The 17,828-nt window shown below is 52.8% G+C and carries 18 protein-coding genes and 1 pseudogene; 8 read left to right on the forward strand and 11 right to left on the reverse strand.

Translation table 11 applies throughout. The annotated features are described in order from the left end of the window. Positions 1-144: 144 nt before the first annotated feature. The gene (locus Q3V30_RS11525) at positions 145-1,719 is read left to right on the forward strand and encodes an EAL domain-containing protein (RefSeq protein WP_306205751.1); all 1,575 of its coding nucleotides are present in this window, start codon (positions 145-147) and stop codon (positions 1,717-1,719) included. A gap of 28 nt (positions 1,720-1,747) precedes the next feature. Here the strand turns inward: Q3V30_RS11525 and Q3V30_RS11530 are convergent, their stop codons facing one another. Beyond that, positions 1,748-3,307, reverse strand: a complete 1,560-nt coding sequence (locus tag Q3V30_RS11530) for a TerC family protein (protein WP_306205753.1) — start codon at positions 3,305-3,307, stop codon at positions 1,748-1,750. Between the two features lie 522 nt (positions 3,308-3,829). On the opposite strand from Q3V30_RS11530, the gene manX reads away from it, so the two are divergent. The 4 genes from manX (at position 3,830) to Q3V30_RS11550 (ending at position 7,104) form a co-directional block, all read left to right on the forward strand. After that, positions 3,830-4,804: a PTS mannose transporter subunit IIAB gene (gene manX / locus Q3V30_RS11535; RefSeq protein ID WP_306205755.1), complete on the forward strand. Its 975-nt coding sequence runs from the start codon at positions 3,830-3,832 to the stop codon at positions 4,802-4,804. A 67-nt stretch (positions 4,805-4,871) separates the two neighbouring features. Continuing rightward, positions 4,872-5,672, forward strand: a complete 801-nt coding sequence (locus tag Q3V30_RS11540; RefSeq protein ID WP_306205757.1) for a PTS mannose/fructose/sorbose transporter subunit IIC — start codon at positions 4,872-4,874, stop codon at positions 5,670-5,672. Between the two features lie 16 nt (positions 5,673-5,688). Next, a complete protein-coding gene (locus Q3V30_RS11545; protein WP_306205759.1) occupies positions 5,689-6,558 on the forward strand; it encodes a PTS mannose transporter subunit IID in 870 nt (289 codons plus the stop codon). A gap of 87 nt (positions 6,559-6,645) precedes the next feature. Further along, complete coding sequence (locus Q3V30_RS11550) at positions 6,646-7,104, forward strand: DUF986 family protein (RefSeq protein ID WP_306205761.1); 459 nt, start codon at positions 6,646-6,648, stop codon at positions 7,102-7,104. On the opposite strand, the gene rlmA is transcribed toward Q3V30_RS11550, so the two are convergent. The 3 genes and pseudogenes from rlmA to Q3V30_RS11565 form a co-directional block, all read right to left on the reverse strand. Further along, positions 7,085-7,930, reverse strand: coding sequence for a 23S rRNA (guanine(745)-N(1))-methyltransferase (gene rlmA, locus Q3V30_RS11555; protein ID WP_306205763.1), 846 nt, complete (start codon positions 7,928-7,930; stop codon positions 7,085-7,087). The genes Q3V30_RS11550 and rlmA overlap by 20 nt on opposite strands. A gap of 171 nt (positions 7,931-8,101) precedes the next feature. After that, entirely contained in the window at positions 8,102-8,311 is a 210-nt protein-coding gene (gene cspE, locus Q3V30_RS11560; RefSeq protein ID WP_001062678.1) for a transcription antiterminator/RNA stability regulator CspE, read from the reverse strand. Positions 8,312-8,396: 85 nt separating this feature from the next. After that, a pseudogene (locus tag Q3V30_RS11565) lies at positions 8,397-8,468 on the reverse strand (DUF2627 domain-containing protein); the annotation flags it as partial. A gap of 84 nt (positions 8,469-8,552) precedes the next feature. Between Q3V30_RS11565 and Q3V30_RS11570 the strand changes: the two are divergent. After that, complete coding sequence (locus Q3V30_RS11570) at positions 8,553-8,981, forward strand: hypothetical protein (RefSeq protein WP_306205765.1); 429 nt, start codon at positions 8,553-8,555, stop codon at positions 8,979-8,981. Between the two features lie 10 nt (positions 8,982-8,991). On the opposite strand, the gene Q3V30_RS11575 is transcribed toward Q3V30_RS11570, so the two are convergent. Then, positions 8,992-10,002, reverse strand: coding sequence for an MBL fold metallo-hydrolase (locus tag Q3V30_RS11575; RefSeq protein ID WP_306205766.1), 1,011 nt, complete (start codon positions 10,000-10,002; stop codon positions 8,992-8,994). A gap of 24 nt (positions 10,003-10,026) precedes the next feature. Beyond that, entirely contained in the window at positions 10,027-10,299 is a 273-nt protein-coding gene (locus Q3V30_RS11580) for a YebO family protein (RefSeq protein ID WP_306205768.1), read from the reverse strand. Positions 10,300-10,539: 240 nt separating this feature from the next. On the opposite strand from Q3V30_RS11580, the gene Q3V30_RS11585 reads away from it, so the two are divergent. Beyond that, positions 10,540-10,776 (forward strand): YobH family protein, encoded by a 237-nt coding sequence (locus tag Q3V30_RS11585; RefSeq protein WP_306205770.1) that lies wholly within the window; start codon positions 10,540-10,542, stop codon positions 10,774-10,776. 32 nt (positions 10,777-10,808) lie between these two features. Here Q3V30_RS11585 and kdgR read toward each other — a convergent pair whose 3' ends face one another. Then, positions 10,809-11,600 carry a DNA-binding transcriptional regulator KdgR gene (gene kdgR / locus Q3V30_RS11590; RefSeq protein WP_306205772.1) on the reverse strand — a complete coding sequence of 264 codons (792 nt, stop codon included), beginning with the start codon at positions 11,598-11,600 and terminating at the stop codon, positions 10,809-10,811. 195 nt (positions 11,601-11,795) lie between these two features. On the opposite strand from kdgR, the gene Q3V30_RS11595 reads away from it, so the two are divergent. Then, a complete protein-coding gene (locus Q3V30_RS11595) occupies positions 11,796-13,172 on the forward strand; it encodes an MFS transporter (RefSeq protein ID WP_306205774.1) in 1,377 nt (458 codons plus the stop codon). A gap of 58 nt (positions 13,173-13,230) precedes the next feature. Here Q3V30_RS11595 and htpX read toward each other — a convergent pair whose 3' ends face one another. From htpX to Q3V30_RS11615, 4 genes are all read right to left on the reverse strand, one after another. After that, a complete protein-coding gene (htpX, locus tag Q3V30_RS11600; protein WP_306205776.1) occupies positions 13,231-14,112 on the reverse strand; it encodes a protease HtpX in 882 nt (293 codons plus the stop codon). A gap of 235 nt (positions 14,113-14,347) precedes the next feature. After that, on the reverse strand, positions 14,348-16,387 hold the full coding sequence (prc, locus tag Q3V30_RS11605) for a carboxy terminal-processing peptidase (protein ID WP_306205779.1): 2,040 nt from the start codon (positions 16,385-16,387) through the stop codon (positions 14,348-14,350). A 19-nt stretch (positions 16,388-16,406) separates the two neighbouring features. Next, entirely contained in the window at positions 16,407-17,087 is a 681-nt protein-coding gene (gene proQ, locus Q3V30_RS11610) for an RNA chaperone ProQ (RefSeq protein WP_306205781.1), read from the reverse strand. Between the two features lie 96 nt (positions 17,088-17,183). Then, positions 17,184-17,684 (reverse strand): GAF domain-containing protein, encoded by a 501-nt coding sequence (locus tag Q3V30_RS11615; RefSeq protein ID WP_306205783.1) that lies wholly within the window; start codon positions 17,682-17,684, stop codon positions 17,184-17,186. Between the last annotated feature and the right edge of the window lie 144 nt (positions 17,685-17,828).

Raw genomic sequence — 17,828 nt, forward strand, 5'->3', positions numbered from 1 at the left:
GAGTGCTGTAGCGGATAAAGCAGGATAAGTGACTGTTTTGATTAATTCCGCTTTTCTCTTCAGTAAGACTAAACTTAATCTCTCTTTTGCCGATAACTCCTGTTCGGTCTCTGTGTGTGCGTCTTGATCTAAGGGTGGTTACTGATGCAAATGTCCCCGGAAGTTTTAGGACAGTTTCGCCGCAAGCGATTGTTTATCGCTGCGGTGGTTGCCGCGTTGGTGCTCATCCTCACATTAGCCTTCCGCTATATGGAAGAAAAAAACCGGATTGAGCAGCAGTCGCATACGTTTGCTGAGAACGCTATTCAGCGTTTTGATCGCCTGTTCTCCCCACTTGATGTGGCTGCCAGCAACACGCTGGGGCTGGTAGGCTTGCCCTGCGACCAGGTGCGCTTTCCGCTGATTGAGAAGCTGGCAACCTTACAGACCGTTCGCTCCATCATTCTGGTCGATAATGACAATATGTACTGCTCCAGCATCTATGGGGCCAGTAATATGGTGTTCAGTGAATTCTTCCCGGAACTGGCAGTAAATAACCAGCGCATGATGTTGAGTACCGATGAGCATCTGCTGAAAGGATCGCCCATTCTGTTACTCTGGACGCCGCACGATAACCAAAACCACTCAGGGATCCTGCAGATTATTAATATCGAGATGATGAGTAATTATCTGCTGGAACCCACTTTGCCCTGGGTTGAACGCGCCATTTTCAACGTGGCCGGAAAGAGTCTTGAGTATGGCAATCCGATGATAGAGAAGGCTCTGCCTTCCGAGGATGAAGTGAGCTATGAAAAAGCCTCTTTGCGTTACCCGTTCACCATAACCCTGTTTGGGCCTGCCCCCGCCCGGCTGGCGCTCTCCACCTTGCCCTCACAGCTGCCGCTGGCGTTGCTGCTGAGCCTGTTGATAGGCTATACCGTCTGGCTGGCAACGGCGAACCGGATGAGCCTCTCCTGGCAGATCAGCTACGGCATTACCGCACGCGAATTTATGGTTTACTGCCAGCCGCTGATCAATGCTAAAACCGGCGACTGTGATGGTATTGAGCTGCTGCTGCGCTGGCATAATCCGCGTCAGGGCTGGATCCCGCCAGATGTGTTTATTCCGCTGGCAGAGAGGCAAAACCTGATCGCCCCCCTCACCCGCTTTGTACTGCGAGAGATGGTGCGGCATTTACCGCAAATGCCAGCCTGCCCGTCGTTTCACATTGCGATAAACGTGGCGGCCAGTCACTTTCACGATCGCGAAATTATTGATGACCTTCAGCAGCTCTGGTGGCCAGCCAATCCGGTGCCTCAGCTGATTGTAGAGCTGACCGAGCGGGATTCCCTGCCGGAAGTGGATCAGCGCGTGGTCTCTCATCTGCATGAGATTGGCGTTAAGCTGGCCATTGATGATTTTGGTACCGGGCACAGTTCGCTCTCCTATCTGAAAACGCTGAGCCCGGACGTGCTAAAAATCGATAAAGTTTTCACCGCCGCCATTGGCACCGATGCGATCAACGCGACGGTAACAGATATGGTGATTTCGCTGGCACAGCGGCTGAATATCAGTCTGGTAGCTGAGGGGGTGGAAACAGCGGAACAGGCGGCTTATCTGAGAGAGAGAGGCGTGGATGTTTTACAGGGTTATTACTATGCGCGCCCCATGCCGCTGGGGGATTTCGAAAGCTGGTTGAGCGATCATAAACTGTCGCTGACTGACCAGGTCCCTGCCTGAAGGGGGGAATCCTTTCCCCCGCTCACTGTTACTCTTCTTCGTCTTCCTCATGCCGTTCCCGCGCACGCGTCACGCGAACCAGATCAACACGATAGTCCGTGGCTTCTATTATCTGGAAGCTGACCGGCGGCAGCTCAATGATTTCACCCGGCAGCGGCAGTTGCCCTTTCTGCGCAATCAGCAGGCCAGCAAGCGAAGCGTGATCGTCTTCCGGGTTAACCAGAACCTGGGTATCAAGCAGCTGCTGCAGCGAGTGGAGATCCGTACCGCCTTTCACCAGCCAGCCCTCGCCATCGGCGATGATATCTGGCGTTTCATCTTCGTCAGGGAATTCCCCTGCAATCGCTTCCAGCACGTCCAGCGGCGTTATCAGCCCCTGCACCACACCGAACTCACTGGTCACCACCACGAAACTCCCTTTCGCCCGGCGCAGGACGCCAAGCAGATTAATCGGGTCAAGGGAGTCCGGCACGATGATTGGTGGCGTGGTGGCGGCAAACGTAGCAACGTCAATACCCTGATCCAGCGCCACTAACAGATCTTTCGCACGCACCACACCAATAATCTCATCCAGCTCTCCGCGGCAGACCGGGAAGAGGCTGTGCGGCGTATCGAGTAGCTGAGTCCGCACCTCATCCACAGGACGCAGGGCGTCCACCCAGGAGATGTCACCACGCGGCGTCATGATACTGCGCACCGATCGTGAAGCCAGCGTCAGCACGCCGTTAATCATGTAGCGCTCCTCATCCTTAAACGCCTCCTGCGGCATGATCGCAGCCACTTCGCTGCCTTCACTGCTGCTCATCTCCCGACGGCCGCCCATCAGCCGCAGAATAGCTTCAGCGGTGCGCTCACGCATCGGCTTTCTGGCCTGATGACGCATAAAGTTCACCCGTGCAATCTGGTTGAACAGTTCTATCAGTATTGAGAAACCAATCGCCGCGTAGAGATACCCTTTAGGAATGTGGAACCCAAAGCCTTCAGCAACCAGGCTCAGACCAATCATCAGCAGGAAGCTCAGACAGAGCACCACTACCGTTGGATGCGCATTGACAAAATTAGTCAGCGGTTTAGAGGCCAGCAGCATAACGCCCATGGCAATCACCACTGCGGTCATCATTATGGCCAGGTTATTTACCATGCCCACGGCAGTGATCACCGCATCCAGCGAGAAGACGGCATCAAGGATAACGATCTGCACAACTACGGCCCAGAAACTGGCGTACCCTTTATTGCCCTCGCCTTCATGCTCACGATTTTCGAGCCGTTCATGCAGCTCCATCGTGGCCTTGAACAGCAGGAACAATCCTCCGATAAGCAGGATTAAATCGCGCCCGGAGAAGCTGAACTCACCTACACTGAACAACGGGCGGGTTAACGTTACCATCCAGGAGATCAGCGACAGCAGGCCGAGTCGCATGATCATCGCCAGCGACAGGCCAATCAGTCTCGCTTTGTCTCGCTGTTTCGGCGGCAGTTTATCCGCAAGAATGGCGATAAAGACCAGGTTATCAATACCCAGAACAATTTCGAGCACGATCAGCGTCAGCAGTCCGGCCCAGATTGAGGGGTCTAAGAGAAATTCCATGACAGACTCCGAAAAAAGGACGAAAGCGCAGCAGGCGTGCGGAAAGACGCTGAGCGGCAGAGATCAGAGGGGGAAGCAGTATGTTCTTCAGAAGAAGAGAGAGAAAAAGCCGGATGACCCGGTGGCATGATTAAGCGACGTCGGTGACAGTCCATAGGGAGGGCTGAGGCCCGTTACTCCTGTGTTAAATAAGGATCCCTACTGTAAACAGCCACCGACATCTCGTCAAAATATTTAATTACATTTACACATAACAGCCTCTGTACATGCTGCTCTTTTGTACGATAGCGCCTGTGTGCGTGACGAGCGTCTAAATTACTGAGCACGGTCACATAATTTATTTTTTCGCGTACTAAAATAAATCTCGGCTTGGAACAGCAGTAACTTTTTTTAGTCGTTAAGCATCAAGACTTATCAGAATAACAGTACGTTCACTCCACGCCGGGGAAAAGAGCTGGTGGGGGTTCTCGCGCGGATCTGACTTTTGTCGGGCCGCAGAACATTGGATAAGGAGAGTAGCAAGTGACTATTGCTATTATGATCGGCACGCACGGCTGGGCTGCGGAGCAGCTTTTAAAGACAGCTGAAATGCTCCTTGGCGATCAGCAAAACGTTGGGTGGATAGAGTTTGTGCCCGGTGAGAATGCAGAAACGCTGATTGAGAAATATCAGGCGCGACTGGCCGATTTAGATACCAGCAAAGGGGTACTTTTCCTGGTGGATACCTGGGGAGGCAGCCCGTTTAATGCCGCCAGCCGTATCGTTGTCGATAAAGAAAACCATGAAGTTATCGCTGGCGTCAATATCCCGATGCTGGTCGAAACGCTGATGGCGCGTGATGACGACCCGAGCTTTGACGAGCTGGTTGCCATGGCCGTTGAAACCGGTCGTGAAGGCGTTAAGGCATTAAAGGCGAAGGAACCTGAACCCGCTCCACAGGCTGCTCCCGCTGTTGCAGCACCTAAAGCCGCCCCCGTTGCCGCTAAAGCGATGGGCCCAAATGACTATATGAAGATCGCGCTGGCAAGGATTGATGACCGCTTGATCCATGGACAGGTCGCCACGCGCTGGACCAAAGAGACCAACGTCACGCGCATTATCGTTGTCAGTGATGAAGTGGCTGCCGATCACGTTCGTAAAACGCTCCTTACCCAGGTTGCTCCTCCTGGCGTGACCGCTCATGTGGTGGATGTCGCCAAAATGATCCGCGTCTGGAATAACCCAAAATATGCCGGAGAGCGAGTAATGCTTCTTTTCACCAACCCAACCGATGTGGAAAGGTTAGTGGAAGCAGGCGTAAAAATTCCCAGCGTTAATATTGGCGGCATGGCGTTCCGTCAGGGTAAAACACAGGTCAACAATGCCGTTTCGGTGGATGAGAAGGATATTATCGCCTTCAAAAAACTGAACGAGCGCGGAATTGAACTGGAAGTGCGTAAAGTCTCCAGCGACCAGCGTCTGAAAATGATGGATCTGATCGCCAAAATAGCACAGTAAGTTTTGCTTGTTTATTGCCTGCCCCGTCAGGTTTAACTCCGTTCACGTATGTCAGAGGAGAAGTACAATGGAGATTACCACTCTTCAGATTGTGCTCATTTTTATCATTGCCTGTATTGCAGGTATGGGATCTATTCTTGATGAGTTTCAGTTCCACCGTCCGCTGGTGGCCTGTACCTTAATTGGCGCCGTTCTGGGCGACATGAAAACCGGTATTATTATCGGGGGTACGCTGGAGATGATTGCGCTTGGCTGGATGAACATTGGTGCCGCTGTTGCCCCTGATGCCGCCCTCGCCTCTATTATTTCCACCATTCTGGTTATTGCCGGTGGGCAAAGCGTGGGTGCCGGTATTGCGCTGGCAATTCCGCTGGCGGCCGCAGGTCAGGTTCTGACCATTATCGTTCGTACCATTACCGTTGCTTTCCAGCATGCGGCAGATAAGGCAGCTGAAAAAGGTAATCTCACAGCCATCTCCTGGATCCACGTCTCTGCTCTGGTGCTTCAGGCGATGCGTATTGCGATTCCAGCGGTCATCGTTGCCGTTTCCGTGGGGACCAGCGTTGTGCAGGGCCTGCTTGAATCTATCCCGGATGTGGTGACCAATGGTCTGAACATTGCTGGCGGCATGATCGTGGTAGTTGGTTACGCAATGGTTATCAACATGATGCGTGCAGGCTATCTGATGCCTTTCTTCTATCTCGGTTTCGTTACGGCGGCCTTTACCAATTTCAACCTGGTGGCGTTAGGCGTGATTGGTGTGGTGATGGCGGTGCTCTATATCCAGCTCGCACCAAAATATAACCGCGTAGCGGGCGCACAGGCTTCTGGCCCGGCGACCAACGACCTTGATAACGAATTAGATTAGGGAAAGGGTGATAAAAATGGTTGATACCACTACAGCTACCACCACAGCGACCACCGCCGTACAGAAAAAACTGACGCCGGGTGACGTGCGTGGCGTCTTTATGCGCTCAAATCTGTTCCAGGGTTCGTGGAACTTCGAACGTATGCAGGCGCTGGGCTTTTGCTACTCAATGGTGCCGGTAATCCGTCGCCTTTATCCTGAAAACAACGACGAGCGCAAACAGGCGATCAAGCGCCACCTCGAGTTCTTTAACACCCATCCTTATGTTGCCGCCCCGGTACTGGGCGTGACAATGGCGATGGAAGAGCAGCGTGCAAACGGCGCACCGATTGACGATGCGGCCATCAACGGCATCAAGGTGGGCCTGATGGGTCCGCTGGCTGGCGTGGGTGACCCTATTTTCTGGGGTACGGTTCGTCCCGTCTTCGCTGCACTGGGTGCCGGTATTGCCATGAGCGGCAGTCTGCTGGGGCCGCTGCTGTTCTTCGTGCTCTTCAACCTGGTACGTTTACTGGTGCGCTATTACGGTGTGGCTTATGGCTACCGTAAAGGGGTCGATATCGTCAGCGATATGGGCGGCGGGTTCCTGCAAAAACTGACCGAGGGGGCGTCCATTCTTGGCCTCTTTGTGATGGGGGCGCTGGTTAACAAGTGGACGCACGTCAATGTGCCGCTGGTGGTCTCGAGAATCACCGACCAGACCGGCAAAACTACCGTGACCACCGTTCAGTCTATCCTGGATCAGTTAATGCCCGGTTTAATCCCGCTGCTGCTCACCTTCGGCTGTATGTGGCTGCTGCGCCGCAAGGTTAACGCCCTGTGGATTATTATTGGGTTCTTCGTGATTGGGATCTTTGGCTACTGGATTGGCCTGTTAGGTCTGTAAGCATTATTAACCGGGGGCTACCCCGGTTTTTCAGAAACCAGCCGGCCTCGCTTAACGATGCCGGCTGTTTTTTCAGGAGAAGTAGAGATGTCCCTCACCGATTACCTCATCATTCTGTTTATTCTGCTGTTCCTGGCTTATGCCATTTATGATGAGCTGATTATGACGCGGCTGAAAGGCCCAACCCTGTTAAAGGTCTTCCTGCAGCGCAGCAATAAACTGGACAGCCTTATTTTTGTGGGTCTGGTGTCCATCCTGATCTATCAAAATATTGTTAATCAGGGGCCCAGAGTGACCACCACCCTGCTGATGGTGCTCGCTTTTCTCTCTGTTTATCTCTTCTGGATCCGTCTGCCCAAGCTGCTTTTTAAACCTCAGGGTTTCTGGTATGCCAACATCTTTATTGACTACAGCCGCATCAAAACGATGAATCTCTCTGAAGATGGCATTCTGGTGATTGAACTTGAATCACGTCGTCTCTTAATCCACGTGAGAAAACTGGACGATCTGGAAACTATCTACCAGTTTATGGTGCAGCAGCAGTAGCCTCCTGCTCCGGGCTGCGCTGCCAGAGGCGTAACGTAAAGTCCGTTTCACAATCGAACTGGCTGCTGGTAGCCAGCACACCCCACACTTCCGGACGGGCTCGCCAGGCAAACGGAGTCATCTGCAGCAGAGCAGCCGACTCTTCGCTATTGAGCTGCATGGGATAATTGAGCGAATGTTGCTCCACCAGCTCAAAGCCCGGCATAGTCTCTGGCGTCTCATCATGCAGTTTCACTTCCTGGTAGATAAGCGCCTTGAACTGAATCAGATGCCGCGGACCTGGCGTCACGGTAAGCACATAGCCCCGCTCTTTCACTACCCTCTGCAGCTCTTCTGCTTTGCACGGCGCATAGATCCGTAATACGGCATCAAACTGAGCCGCGGCAAAAGGCAGCCGGTGACTTGATGCCACGCAGAAGTGGACGTTGCGGTAGCGTTTGGCGCCAAAGCGTACCGCCACTTTCGACACGTCCAGCCCATGAACCTCCGATTCTCCCCTGCTCTGCAAAGTCTCAGCTACGGCATGCGTGTAATAGCCTTCTCCGCAACCTATATCCAGTACCGCTGTAGCCGTTGTGGGCAGCACGCGTTGCAGGATCTCACACACCTTTTGCTGCAGCGGCAAATAGTGCCCGGCGTCCAGAAACTCACGCCGTGCCAGCATCATATCTGCGCTGTCACCGGGCAGTTTTGAGCGCTTGTGCTGCACCGGAAGAAGATTCACATAGCCCTCTTTTGCCCGGTCAAACTGATGCCTGTTTTCGCAGCGCCAGACCGACGCTTCCTGTAACAGGGGCTGATGACAAAGGGGGCAAAGGTAAGACATAACAACTCTCCAAAAACGATCCGGGCGGCAGTTTACCGGAAAGCCAGGTTAAGCGGCAGACCTTATTACGCCCGGAACAGAAAAAGCCCTGCCATTTCTGGCAGGGCTTTAGCATTCAGATTCTTGCCTGGATTACACGCCACGCGGGCAATAGCAGGCTCAGATCGAAAATTAGATAGCGGTGACGTTCACAGCAGCAGGGCCTTTCTGGCCGTCCTGAATTTCGAACTCAACGTTCTGGCCTTCAGCCAGTGTTTTGAAGCCATTGCCCTGGATTGCAGAGAAGTGTACGAATACATCTTTGCTGCCGTCTGCAGGAGTAATGAAACCAAAACCTTTAGACTCGTTGAACCACTTAACCTGACCTTTAATCTTTGCCATTTTGCAAATTCCTTAGAGTGTTTATTCGCCCGTGGGCTTTACGTACAGAAAAACCAGAGACATTACTGCATGAGGCACGATATTAAGGCTCGGCAAGGAAGCGGTATTCAACGTCAACGTCTTTACTCAGAACTTCTTTACTGAAGATGCCATGCATAAACAGAACTGTACCTCGTTTTACCCAAATGCGTTATCACATATTCGTTTATTAATGGCAAGTCATTTTTAAACAGTGATAGAGATGTCGCACACATTTGAAACGTGTCAGGCACATATTGCACCTTATGCAGGGATTACTGAAACGTTAACCTTGAAAGCCGGTCAGCCCAGCCTCTTCTCTCCTCAAAACAAGGGGAACATGATAGCGCTGCAGCAGGCTTTAGTCTATTCCCCATCTTTTCATATTGCGAAGTATATGCCGCATATATTGCACAATTATGGCATTAGTAATCGAAAAAGATCATTAAAAAGTTTGGCTTACAGTAAAACTCAGCCAGGCACTTTTGGTGCTAAAGTTGTACGTGGTATCGAAAGTAATTTAAATTGCACCAAAATCAGGAAATTATTTTCTGCCTGCCCCAATAAATGGCATAAGCGTTATCTAATTATCTCCGGCCCTGAGAAAAGTGGCGCTTTTATTAGACCCAGCTCTCATTTCAAACGCTGCTAAATTAACCACTTTAGGAATTATCCTGGATGATATTAATTAACCGCTGTTTTGCGCCTATTTTCCAGGCGCGGAATCGACTTTCATCTAATCCTGCAGCCTGCATAGATTGCGACAGGATATCTGGCGGCGCATCCAGTGATTCATCCGCCAGCTCAAACACACCCCAATGGATGGGTATGCTGATCGGTTTATCCAGCGCCTGATGCAGAGAGACAGCCTGTTCAGGATCCATATGCTGCCCGCGCATGAACCATTTCGGTGCATAAGCGCCTACGGGTAAGGCAGCCAGATTAAAGGGACCCAGCCGGCGAGGGATCTCCAGTAAATTTTCCGTATAGCCGCTGTCGCCCGTAAACCAAAAGTTCAGCGCCTTCACTTTGACCACCCAGCCACACCAGAGCGAACGATTTCGATCGTAGGGGCTTCTCATGCTCCAGTGCCTGGCAGGAACCGCATGAATCGTCATGGCATCAAGGCTGGTGCTTTCCCACCAGTCAAGCTGGGTAACGTTTTTAGCCCCCGCCTTACGAAACCAGGATTCCAGCCCCAGCGGCACAACAAATTCAACCTCAGGAAAGCGCCTGAGGATAGCTTTGATGGTGGGCTTGTCCAGATGATCATAGTGGTTATGCGAAATCAACACCGAGCTCAGGGAGGGCAAATCCTCAATCTTTAAGGCGGAAGGTGTCTTGCGTAGCGGACCATAAAAACGCAACGGCGAGGCACGCTTCGACAGGGCAGGATCGATAAGCGTATAACGATCGTCAACACGCAATAATACGCATGCATGGCCCAGCCACCAGACCGCATCCTCCTGACCGCTGAGATCGGCCTTCTGCCACCATTGGGCAGTAAAGCTCTCGTAGCCATGGGCGGGAGGAAAAGGGAGCCCTTCCGCCTTACGCTCTTTTCGCCAGCGTTTGAGGTCGCCACTTTGCCGCAGATCGGGTTCAGGATTGCGGAAGCCTTCAGGCGTATGATGAGCCTTGTCGGGATCGTACCAGGGATTTTGCCACGCCATTGCCATGCGTCCTTAACAGATAAATTAACGTTCCGGGATCAGACGGGTGAAATCTTTGTTGTCAGGCTCGCTCTGAGCGGCGGCTTTCTCTTTACCCGCCACGGAATCGGTGAGACGACGCAGCAGCGCGTTCTGCCGCTTCTGCTCTTCCAGCAGCGCTTCCAGTAGCTGGATCTGCTGGCTGGCCCTGACGCTGGCGCGGTTAACAAAGAACCAGGCAATCAGCCCTGCTATGACCAACGCTGCCGTAAACCCCATTGATGCCAGACCCACCGCGCCATTTGTTAAATCGTTCATAAATGCCTCAACCTACTTACTTCCACTGCAGACCGTGCAGACCTGCGAAGATTCTACCCGCTCGGCCGCGAATTGATAGCCAGCTCACATAAATTTAGGAACCTTCGCGCAGGAGAAAGCACCCGCTTTGTGTATCCTCAAAGCAAATTGCGATCTCGCCCACACCTTACTGCTATGATGAAGCCTGGCAGCGAGGTGGAAACGCCAGGATTGCTGTCTGATAAATTATAAGGGGAACACATGAGATTTTTAGTTCGCATTGTTGCGCTGTTGGTGATTGTCTGGCTGGCCCTGCTGGTAACGGGTTATGGGGTGCTGGCGGGAAGTACAAAGAACGTGGCAGGTTTAGGGTTACAGTGCCAGTATCTGACGGCACGCGGCATGGTTACAGCCCAGTATCTGCACACGGATAGCGGTGTGGTAGGCGTGACGGATTGTCCGCTGCTGAAGAAAAGCACTGAGGTTGTCGATAATTAAAAATCAGGGCCAGAGTGAGTCTGGCCCCCTTTTCAGAAAGGATAGTGGTGATACCCCATCTGCCCGGAGAGCACTTTCGCCGCCTGATGCAGTAACGTGACGTAGCCACTCTTCTCCTCTTCAGAGAAGCGGATAGTAGGAAAAGAGATACTGAGTCCGGCAATCACCACGCCAAAACGGTCAAATACGGGAACGGCAATACAACGCAGCCCCTCTTCCTGCTCTTCATTATCCTCGCCAAAGCCTTGCGATCTGACTTTATCCAGCACCGGCAACAGCTCTTCCGTGCTGCCAACTGTTCTCGGCGTGCTGCGGGTGTAGTTTACCCCCGCCATAATATCCTGCACCTCAGCCCTGTCACGCCAGGCGAGCAAAACCTTGCCAATGGCCGTGCTGTAAAGAGGATTGCGGCGCCCGATGCGTGAGTACATGCGCAGGTTATAGAGGGAGTCGATTTTGTGAATATAGACAATGCTGTCATCTTCCAGCGCGCCAAGATGGATGGTTTCTTTGGTCTGGCGGGAAATTTCGCGCATCTGAATATCTGCGCTGCGGATCAGATCGACATTCTGTAGCGCTTTGGCCCCCAGCTCGAACAGCTTCAGAGTCAGCGTGTACTTCTCAGAGTCACCCTCCTGATCGACATAGCCTAACGTTTTCATGGTTTGCAGAAAGCGATACACCGTGCTTTTGGACATCATTACCCGCTGTGAAAGCTCGGTAATACCATGTTCGCGCTCTTCTCCCAGCGCCTGAAGAATACCAAAAACTTTCATCACGGAAGAGACTGCATCCGGTTGCTTATCTACTTCGCCAGTTGCCATTACCGGGACCTTATTTTTGTTTTATAAAAAATGGAACACTATTTCTAGTATACGTTTTGCAGGATGGGCGGTGCAATGCTGGCGGGAAATTAACTCTGGACATATCTGCTGATAGTTTTCGCCGTGAATCAACCTGGAATACTTTATGAAAAATCATTAGCATAATGATATTCACACTCCTGACTATTTAACCCTATGCCAACAACCTCCCCAGCAGATGGATTACCGGTTCCGCAGCGCTACGGCGCCATCATGGCTATCGCCATGGGCATAACCGTTGCCGTACTTGACGGCGCTATCGCCAACGTTGCCCTGCCAACCATCGCCAGAGAGCTGCAGGCGAGTCCGGCAGAATCGATCTGGATCGTCAATGCCTACCAGCTGGCGATAATCATCTCCCTGCTCTCGTTATCCTTCCTGGGAGATATCCTTGGGTACCGCCGCATTTACCAGGCAGGTCTGGTGGTCTTCACCTGTACCTCTCTGCTCTGTGCCCTTTCTGGCTCGCTGGAGATGTTAACCTTTGCCCGCGTGCTGCAAGGGTTTGGGGGCGCAGCCCTGATGAGCGTGAACACAGCGCTGATCAGGATTATTTATCCCCAGCGTTATCTGGGCCGGGGGATGGGCATTAACTCTCTGATCGTGGCGGTATCAACCGCAGCCGGTCCAACCGTGGCAGCCGCTGTCCTCTCCGTGGCCTCGTGGAAATGGCTGTTTCTGATCAACGTGCCGGTAGGCCTGGCAGCCCTTTATCTGGCGTTTCGTTTCCTGCCTGACAACATCCAGAAGGCGAAAGAGCAGCGTTTCGACGTGCCCAGCGCCATCATGAATGCGCTGACCTTTGGCCTGCTGATCTCCGCCTTAAGCGGCTTTGCTCAGGGTCAGAGCGGTAAGCTGGTGCTGTGGGAGCTGGTGGCGCTGGTGATTGTCGGCTTCCTGTTTATTCGCCGTCAGCTAAAGATGCCCTTCCCTTTGCTGCCTGTGGATCTGCTGCGTATCCCGATTTTTTCGCTGTCGATTGGCACCTCGGTCTGCTCTTTCTGCGCCCAGATGCTGGCAATGGTGTCGCTACCCTTCTTTCTGCAAACCGTTCTGCAACGCGGAGAAGTCGCCACCGGCCTGCTGCTCACGCCGTGGCCGCTGGCTACCATGGTGATGGCGCCCATAGCTGGCCGCCTGACGGATCGCTATCATGCCGGCCTGCTTGGCGCTATTGGGCTGGCGATGTTCGCCGCCGGGCTGTTTTCACTCGCCCTGCTGCCTGATTCCCCCTCCGATCTGAATATCATCTGGCGAATGGCGCTCTGCGGTGCCGGTTTCGGCCTCTTTCAGTCGCCTAACAACCACACCATCATCTCTTCTGCTCCGCGTCACCGTAGCGGAGGCGCCAGCGGCATGCTGGGTACCGCTCGTCTGCTGGGACAAACCAGCGGTGCGGCGCTGGTTGCACTGATGTTTAATCTGTTTGGCGCTCACGGCACTCACGCCTCTCTGCTGCTGGCCGGGAGTTTCTCCAGCTTAGCGGCGGTGGTCAGCGCCCTGCGGATTACCCAGCCACGGGCCAGCGCCTGAAAATTTGCTGAATGAAAAAAACCGGGCATAGCCCGGTTTTTTTCATTCAGCAAAACGATTACTTCAGATACTGACCGCTGCGCAACGCTTCAATACGCTTATCCAGAGGAGGATGCGACATAAACAGCTCGCTCAGCGATTTCGACTTGCCGTTGATGCAGAAAGCCATCATGGTGCTGGCTTCCTGCGGCTCATAGCTGGTTTTAAGACGCTGAAGCGCGGCGATCATTTTCTCACGTCCAACCAGCTTAGCGGAGCCGGCATCGGCGTGGAATTCACGATGACGTGAGAACCACATCGTAATGATGCTTGCCACGATGCCAAACACCAGCTCCAGCACCATCGACACGGCGAAGTAGACCATCGGGTTACCGTTGTTGCCTTCACCTTCGTCACGGTTGCCGGAGAGGAAGCCGGAGGCCAGCTGCGCCAGAATACGCGAGATAAATATCACAAAGGTGTTCACAATCCCCTGAATCAGGGTCATGGTCACCATATCACCATTTGCGATGTGGCTGATCTCGTGCGCCAGTACCGCTTCCGCCTCATCACGGCTCATGTTCTGCAGCAGCCCGGTGGAAACCGCCACCAGCGACGCATCACGACGAGCACCGGTAGCAAAGGCGTTGATATCAGGCGCGTGGTAGATCGCGACCTGAGGCATCGCAATGCCCGCCTGCTGAGCCTGCTGACCAATGGTCTGCATCAGCCAGCGTTCGGTCTCATTGCGGGGTTGTTCAATCACTTCACCGCCGACGGAACGCAACGCCATCCACTTCGACATCAGCAGTGAAACAAACGCACCGCCGAAGCCAAACAGACCTGCCATGATCATCAGGCCCTGTACACTGCTTGACTGGATCCCTGTCAGGCTGAGGATCAGCCCAAAGACCAACATTACGCCAAGGTTGGTCAGCAGGAAAAGCGCAATACGCATCATAAAATTTCTTCTTCCTCAGTTAACAAATTCGCTTATAGCGGATAACTATCCTATGGGCTGGCAAAAACATTTCAAGCACTCTTAATCTTTAAGTGCCTAAAAAGACATAACTTTACACAATTAAGCGGGAATATCCGGGGTAAGAGACATTCATCTCATTTCAGGGATCGGGAATGGAATGGTAAACCGGGGAGGAATAAAAAAAAGGGCACAGACTCTGCTGTGCCCTTCGGGTCTATTTTGCTGCCGCTGGCGGCGTCTGAGCTTTTGCAAGCTGCGCCAGGTCGTTAGCAATATTTACCGTTTCATCAAGATAGGGATCGGGCTCTTTATAATCTTTTGGCAGGTCATCCAGCTTAGCCAACGGCTTTTTGCCTTCCTGCTGAAGACGGGCATTGATCCGTTCAAGACGCAACGCATCATCTTCATGGTTCTCTTTCTCACGCTCGGCAAGGTTCAGAGAGATGATATTGCGTTTGTCCTTCATCGCGTTAAAGCGCGCGATATCTTTAATGATGTACTGGAACTCGCGATCTTTAGCGATGCGATCCTGATGCTCTTTGATCAACTGCGGCTCAAGAGAGGCCAGGTCGCCCGATTTGGTGTAACTGGCCGCATTGATGCTGTCCCACGGCAGCGCGTTATCTTCAAACTTCTCGCCGGTCTCTACCGCTTCCACGCCGGTTGGCATCAGCAGGTCGGGCGTCACACCCTTACGCTGAGTGCTGCCGCCGTTAATGCGGTAGAACTTCTGAATGGTGTACTGAACAGAGCCCAGCGCAGGCCATTCTGGACGCAGCATTTGATCGTAGATACGGTTCAGTGAACGATACTGCTGAACAGTGCCTTTACCAAAGGTCGGCTCACCGACAATCAGCGCACGGCCATAATCCTGCATCGCAGCGGCAAAGATCTCGGAAGCTGAGGCACTGAAGCGGTCAACCAGCACCACCAGCGGGCCTTTGTAATAGACAATGCCATCGTTGTCGCTGTCTTCGCGCACTTTGCCATTGTTATCACGAACCTGAACCACCGGGCCGCTTGGGATAAACAGGCCAGAGAGGGAAACCGCCTCGGTAAGTGCGCCGCCGCCGTTGGTTCTCAGGTCAATGACCACGCTGTCGACATTTTGCTTCTGCAATTTCTGCAGCTGTACCTTCACATCATCTGTCAGGCCAACATAGAAGCCGGGAATGTCCAGCACGCCAACTTTTTTGCTGCCAACGTTATGAACGGACATTTTCACCGCGCGATCTTCCAGGCGGATTTTCTCACGCGTCAGCGTGACAAAACGGGTTTTAGTCCCCTTTCCGGCTGGCAACACTTCCAGGCGCACCTTACTGCCCTTCGGTCCTTTGATCTGGGCCACAACGTCATCAAGACGCCAGCCGATCACATCCACTACTGGCTTACCTGGCTGACCGACGCCGACAATACGATCGCCCACGGTGATCGATTTGCTCTTGGCTGCCGGGCCGCCCGCCACCATTGAGTTAATGACCGTATAGTCATCATCCATCTGCAGCACCGCACCAATACCTTCCAGAGAGAGGCTCATTTCAGTATTGAACTGCTCGGTGTTGCGAGGAGAGAGGTAGTTGGTATGCGGGTCGATTTCGTGCGCGAACGCGGTCATCGCCAGCTGGAAGACATCTTCGCTGTTGCTCTGCGCCAGACGACGGATAGCAAACTGATAGCGCTTGGTCAGCACTTCGCGGATCTCTTTCTCTTCTTTGCCGGTCAGCTTCAGGCTCAGCTCGTCATATTTGACTTTGGCATCCCACAGCTGATTCAGCTCTGCCGTGGTTTTCGGCCACGGTGATTTGCTCCGGTCGATATCAATCGTATCGTTACCGGTGAAATTCATTGGCTTATCCAGCACCGATAACGCGTACTGATAGCGCTCAAACCGGCGTTTCTGCGCCAGATTGTATAAATCATAAAATACATCCAGCTTTCCTGACTTTAGCTCATCGCTTAACGTCGTTTTTTTGCTGGCGTACTGGTCGATATCTGAGGTCAGCAGCAGGTTATGGCTGTAGTCCAGCAGATTAAGATAGCGCGCAAAAATCTTGACCGAAAAATCTTTATCAAGATCGAACTGACGATAATGCGAGCGGGTAAAACGCGAAGTAACGCGTTCACTCACTGTCGCATGCTGTGGTTCCTGGTGAAGCTGAGGAATTTGATCGGCACGCGTAATATTATCGGCGGCGAAAACGTTCCCTGCCAGCAGCAGACCTGCAATAACGGTGGTTCTGAAAAAATTGTTCATGCCCTGATTGGCCTCCGTATCAGAACTGCAAGTGTTCTGCGCGTACTATCATTGCCAGGCCGGAAGCCAACTGTACCCGGACGCCATCTTTGGTAATTTCAAGAATGGTTGCGTCCATCGCACTTTTGCCCGCGGTGACTTTGATGTTCTGGCCGACTTGCAGCGCTGCGGTATCGGTAACGGGTTTGGTTTGTGCTGGCTGACGCTCTGCGGAAGGCGCGCGCTCGGTGCTACGCTGCGGTTTGCTGCGAACCTGACGTGGCTGCTCACCTTCGGCAGAAGGTTTACGGGCTGGTTTACGAGGACGACGTGGTGCGCTCTCTTCGCCAGCTTCGCGTTTTTTGGCCTGCTGCTTTTCGCGCTGAGCCTGAACGCGTGCTTTGGCTTCTTCGAGTTGCTTACGCGCATGTTCAACGTGCTGCTCTTCGAGAACGCCACAGTCGGCACCATCCAGATCGACGCGAATCGCACCGGCTTTAATGCCGTACAGATAGCGCCAGCTGGACGTGTACAAACGCAGCGCAGAGCGAAGCTGAGTTTTACTCAGGCTCATTTCGCCCTGCACGCGGTCGACTAAATCCTGAAAGATGCCGATCTTAAGGGGGCGTGCTTCGCCTTCGGCGCTAAAGCATTTTGGGAAACGCTCGGCCAGAAAGGCGATGACTTCTTTGCTGCTATTCAACTTGGGTTGATTTTCCATGAAATTTCCTGATTACAACGGGTTTGCCAATCAGCGCAGGCATGAACAGGCGTCATTATAATGACACCATCGGCAAATGCTACGTGATCCAGCGCTTTAGCTGCGTTTCATGTGAATAAATTTTTCCACATCAGACCCGGCAAGCACCTCACACAGCCCGTCAGTAAGGATTTTAAGCCCCGCTTCGTCTTCACTGTCGAAGCGGTTATATTCCACGCTATCGATATCCAGTACGCCAATTGTCTCGCCATTTACCACCAGCGGCAGCACAATTTCAGCATTACTGGTCGCGTCGCAGGCGATGTGTCCGGGGAAAGCGTGCACATCATCTACGCGTTGAATCTGGCTTTCAGCCACTGCTGTTCCGCAGACGCCACGGCCCACGGGAATACGCACACAGGCAATTTTCCCCTGAAACGGACCCAGTACCAGCGTGTCGGCTTCGGTCAGCAAATAAAAACCTGCCCAGTTAACACCTTCAAGACGCTCATAAAGCAGCGCACTACAGTTGCCCATTGCCGCCAGAAAACTGGTTTCGCCAGCGATAAGCGCGCGCAAATCACGGTTCAGGTCCGAATAAAACTCTGCTTTTGTCATTTTTTAACCATTGTGGAAACGTGTCATGAGGCCCATGATGGCCCCTTGTTTAAATAAGCATTAATTATCCAGACGGACAAGGTGAATCATTGCGTTAGTTAATATACCCTTAGTCTGTCTGAAGCCTTAAGCATGACCCTGACG

The organism is Erwinia pyri, assembly GCF_030758455.1.
Taxonomy (GTDB): domain Bacteria; phylum Pseudomonadota; class Gammaproteobacteria; order Enterobacterales; family Enterobacteriaceae; genus Erwinia; species Erwinia pyri.

Coding starts and splice junctions, on each gene's coding strand:
- Q3V30_RS11550 (WP_306205761.1), top strand. CDS start 6,646: ATGTCCCTCACCGATTACCTCATCATTCTGTTTATTCTGCTGTTCCTG.
- rlmA (WP_306205763.1), bottom strand. CDS start 7,930: ATGTCTTACCTTTGCCCCCTTTGTCATCAGCCCCTGTTACAGGAAGCG.
- Q3V30_RS11530 (WP_306205753.1), bottom strand. CDS start 3,307: ATGGAATTTCTCTTAGACCCCTCAATCTGGGCCGGACTGCTGACGCTG.
- Q3V30_RS11615 (WP_306205783.1), bottom strand. CDS start 17,684: ATGACAAAAGCAGAGTTTTATTCGGACCTGAACCGTGATTTGCGCGCG.
- Q3V30_RS11595 (WP_306205774.1), top strand. CDS start 11,796: ATGCCAACAACCTCCCCAGCAGATGGATTACCGGTTCCGCAGCGCTAC.
- Q3V30_RS11540 (WP_306205757.1), top strand. CDS start 4,872: ATGGAGATTACCACTCTTCAGATTGTGCTCATTTTTATCATTGCCTGT.
- Q3V30_RS11585 (WP_306205770.1), top strand. CDS start 10,540: ATGAGATTTTTAGTTCGCATTGTTGCGCTGTTGGTGATTGTCTGGCTG.
- proQ (WP_306205781.1), bottom strand. CDS start 17,087: ATGGAAAATCAACCCAAGTTGAATAGCAGCAAAGAAGTCATCGCCTTT.
- Q3V30_RS11580 (WP_306205768.1), bottom strand. CDS start 10,299: ATGAACGATTTAACAAATGGCGCGGTGGGTCTGGCATCAATGGGGTTT.
- cspE (WP_001062678.1), bottom strand. CDS start 8,311: ATGGCAAAGATTAAAGGTCAGGTTAAGTGGTTCAACGAGTCTAAAGGT.
- Q3V30_RS11570 (WP_306205765.1), top strand. CDS start 8,553: ATGTCGCACACATTTGAAACGTGTCAGGCACATATTGCACCTTATGCA.
- Q3V30_RS11575 (WP_306205766.1), bottom strand. CDS start 10,002: ATGGCGTGGCAAAATCCCTGGTACGATCCCGACAAGGCTCATCATACG.
- prc (WP_306205779.1), bottom strand. CDS start 16,387: ATGAACAATTTTTTCAGAACCACCGTTATTGCAGGTCTGCTGCTGGCA.
- htpX (WP_306205776.1), bottom strand. CDS start 14,112: ATGATGCGTATTGCGCTTTTCCTGCTGACCAACCTTGGCGTAATGTTG.
- kdgR (WP_306205772.1), bottom strand. CDS start 11,600: ATGGCAACTGGCGAAGTAGATAAGCAACCGGATGCAGTCTCTTCCGTG.
- Q3V30_RS11525 (WP_306205751.1), top strand. CDS start 145: ATGCAAATGTCCCCGGAAGTTTTAGGACAGTTTCGCCGCAAGCGATTG.
- Q3V30_RS11545 (WP_306205759.1), top strand. CDS start 5,689: ATGGTTGATACCACTACAGCTACCACCACAGCGACCACCGCCGTACAG.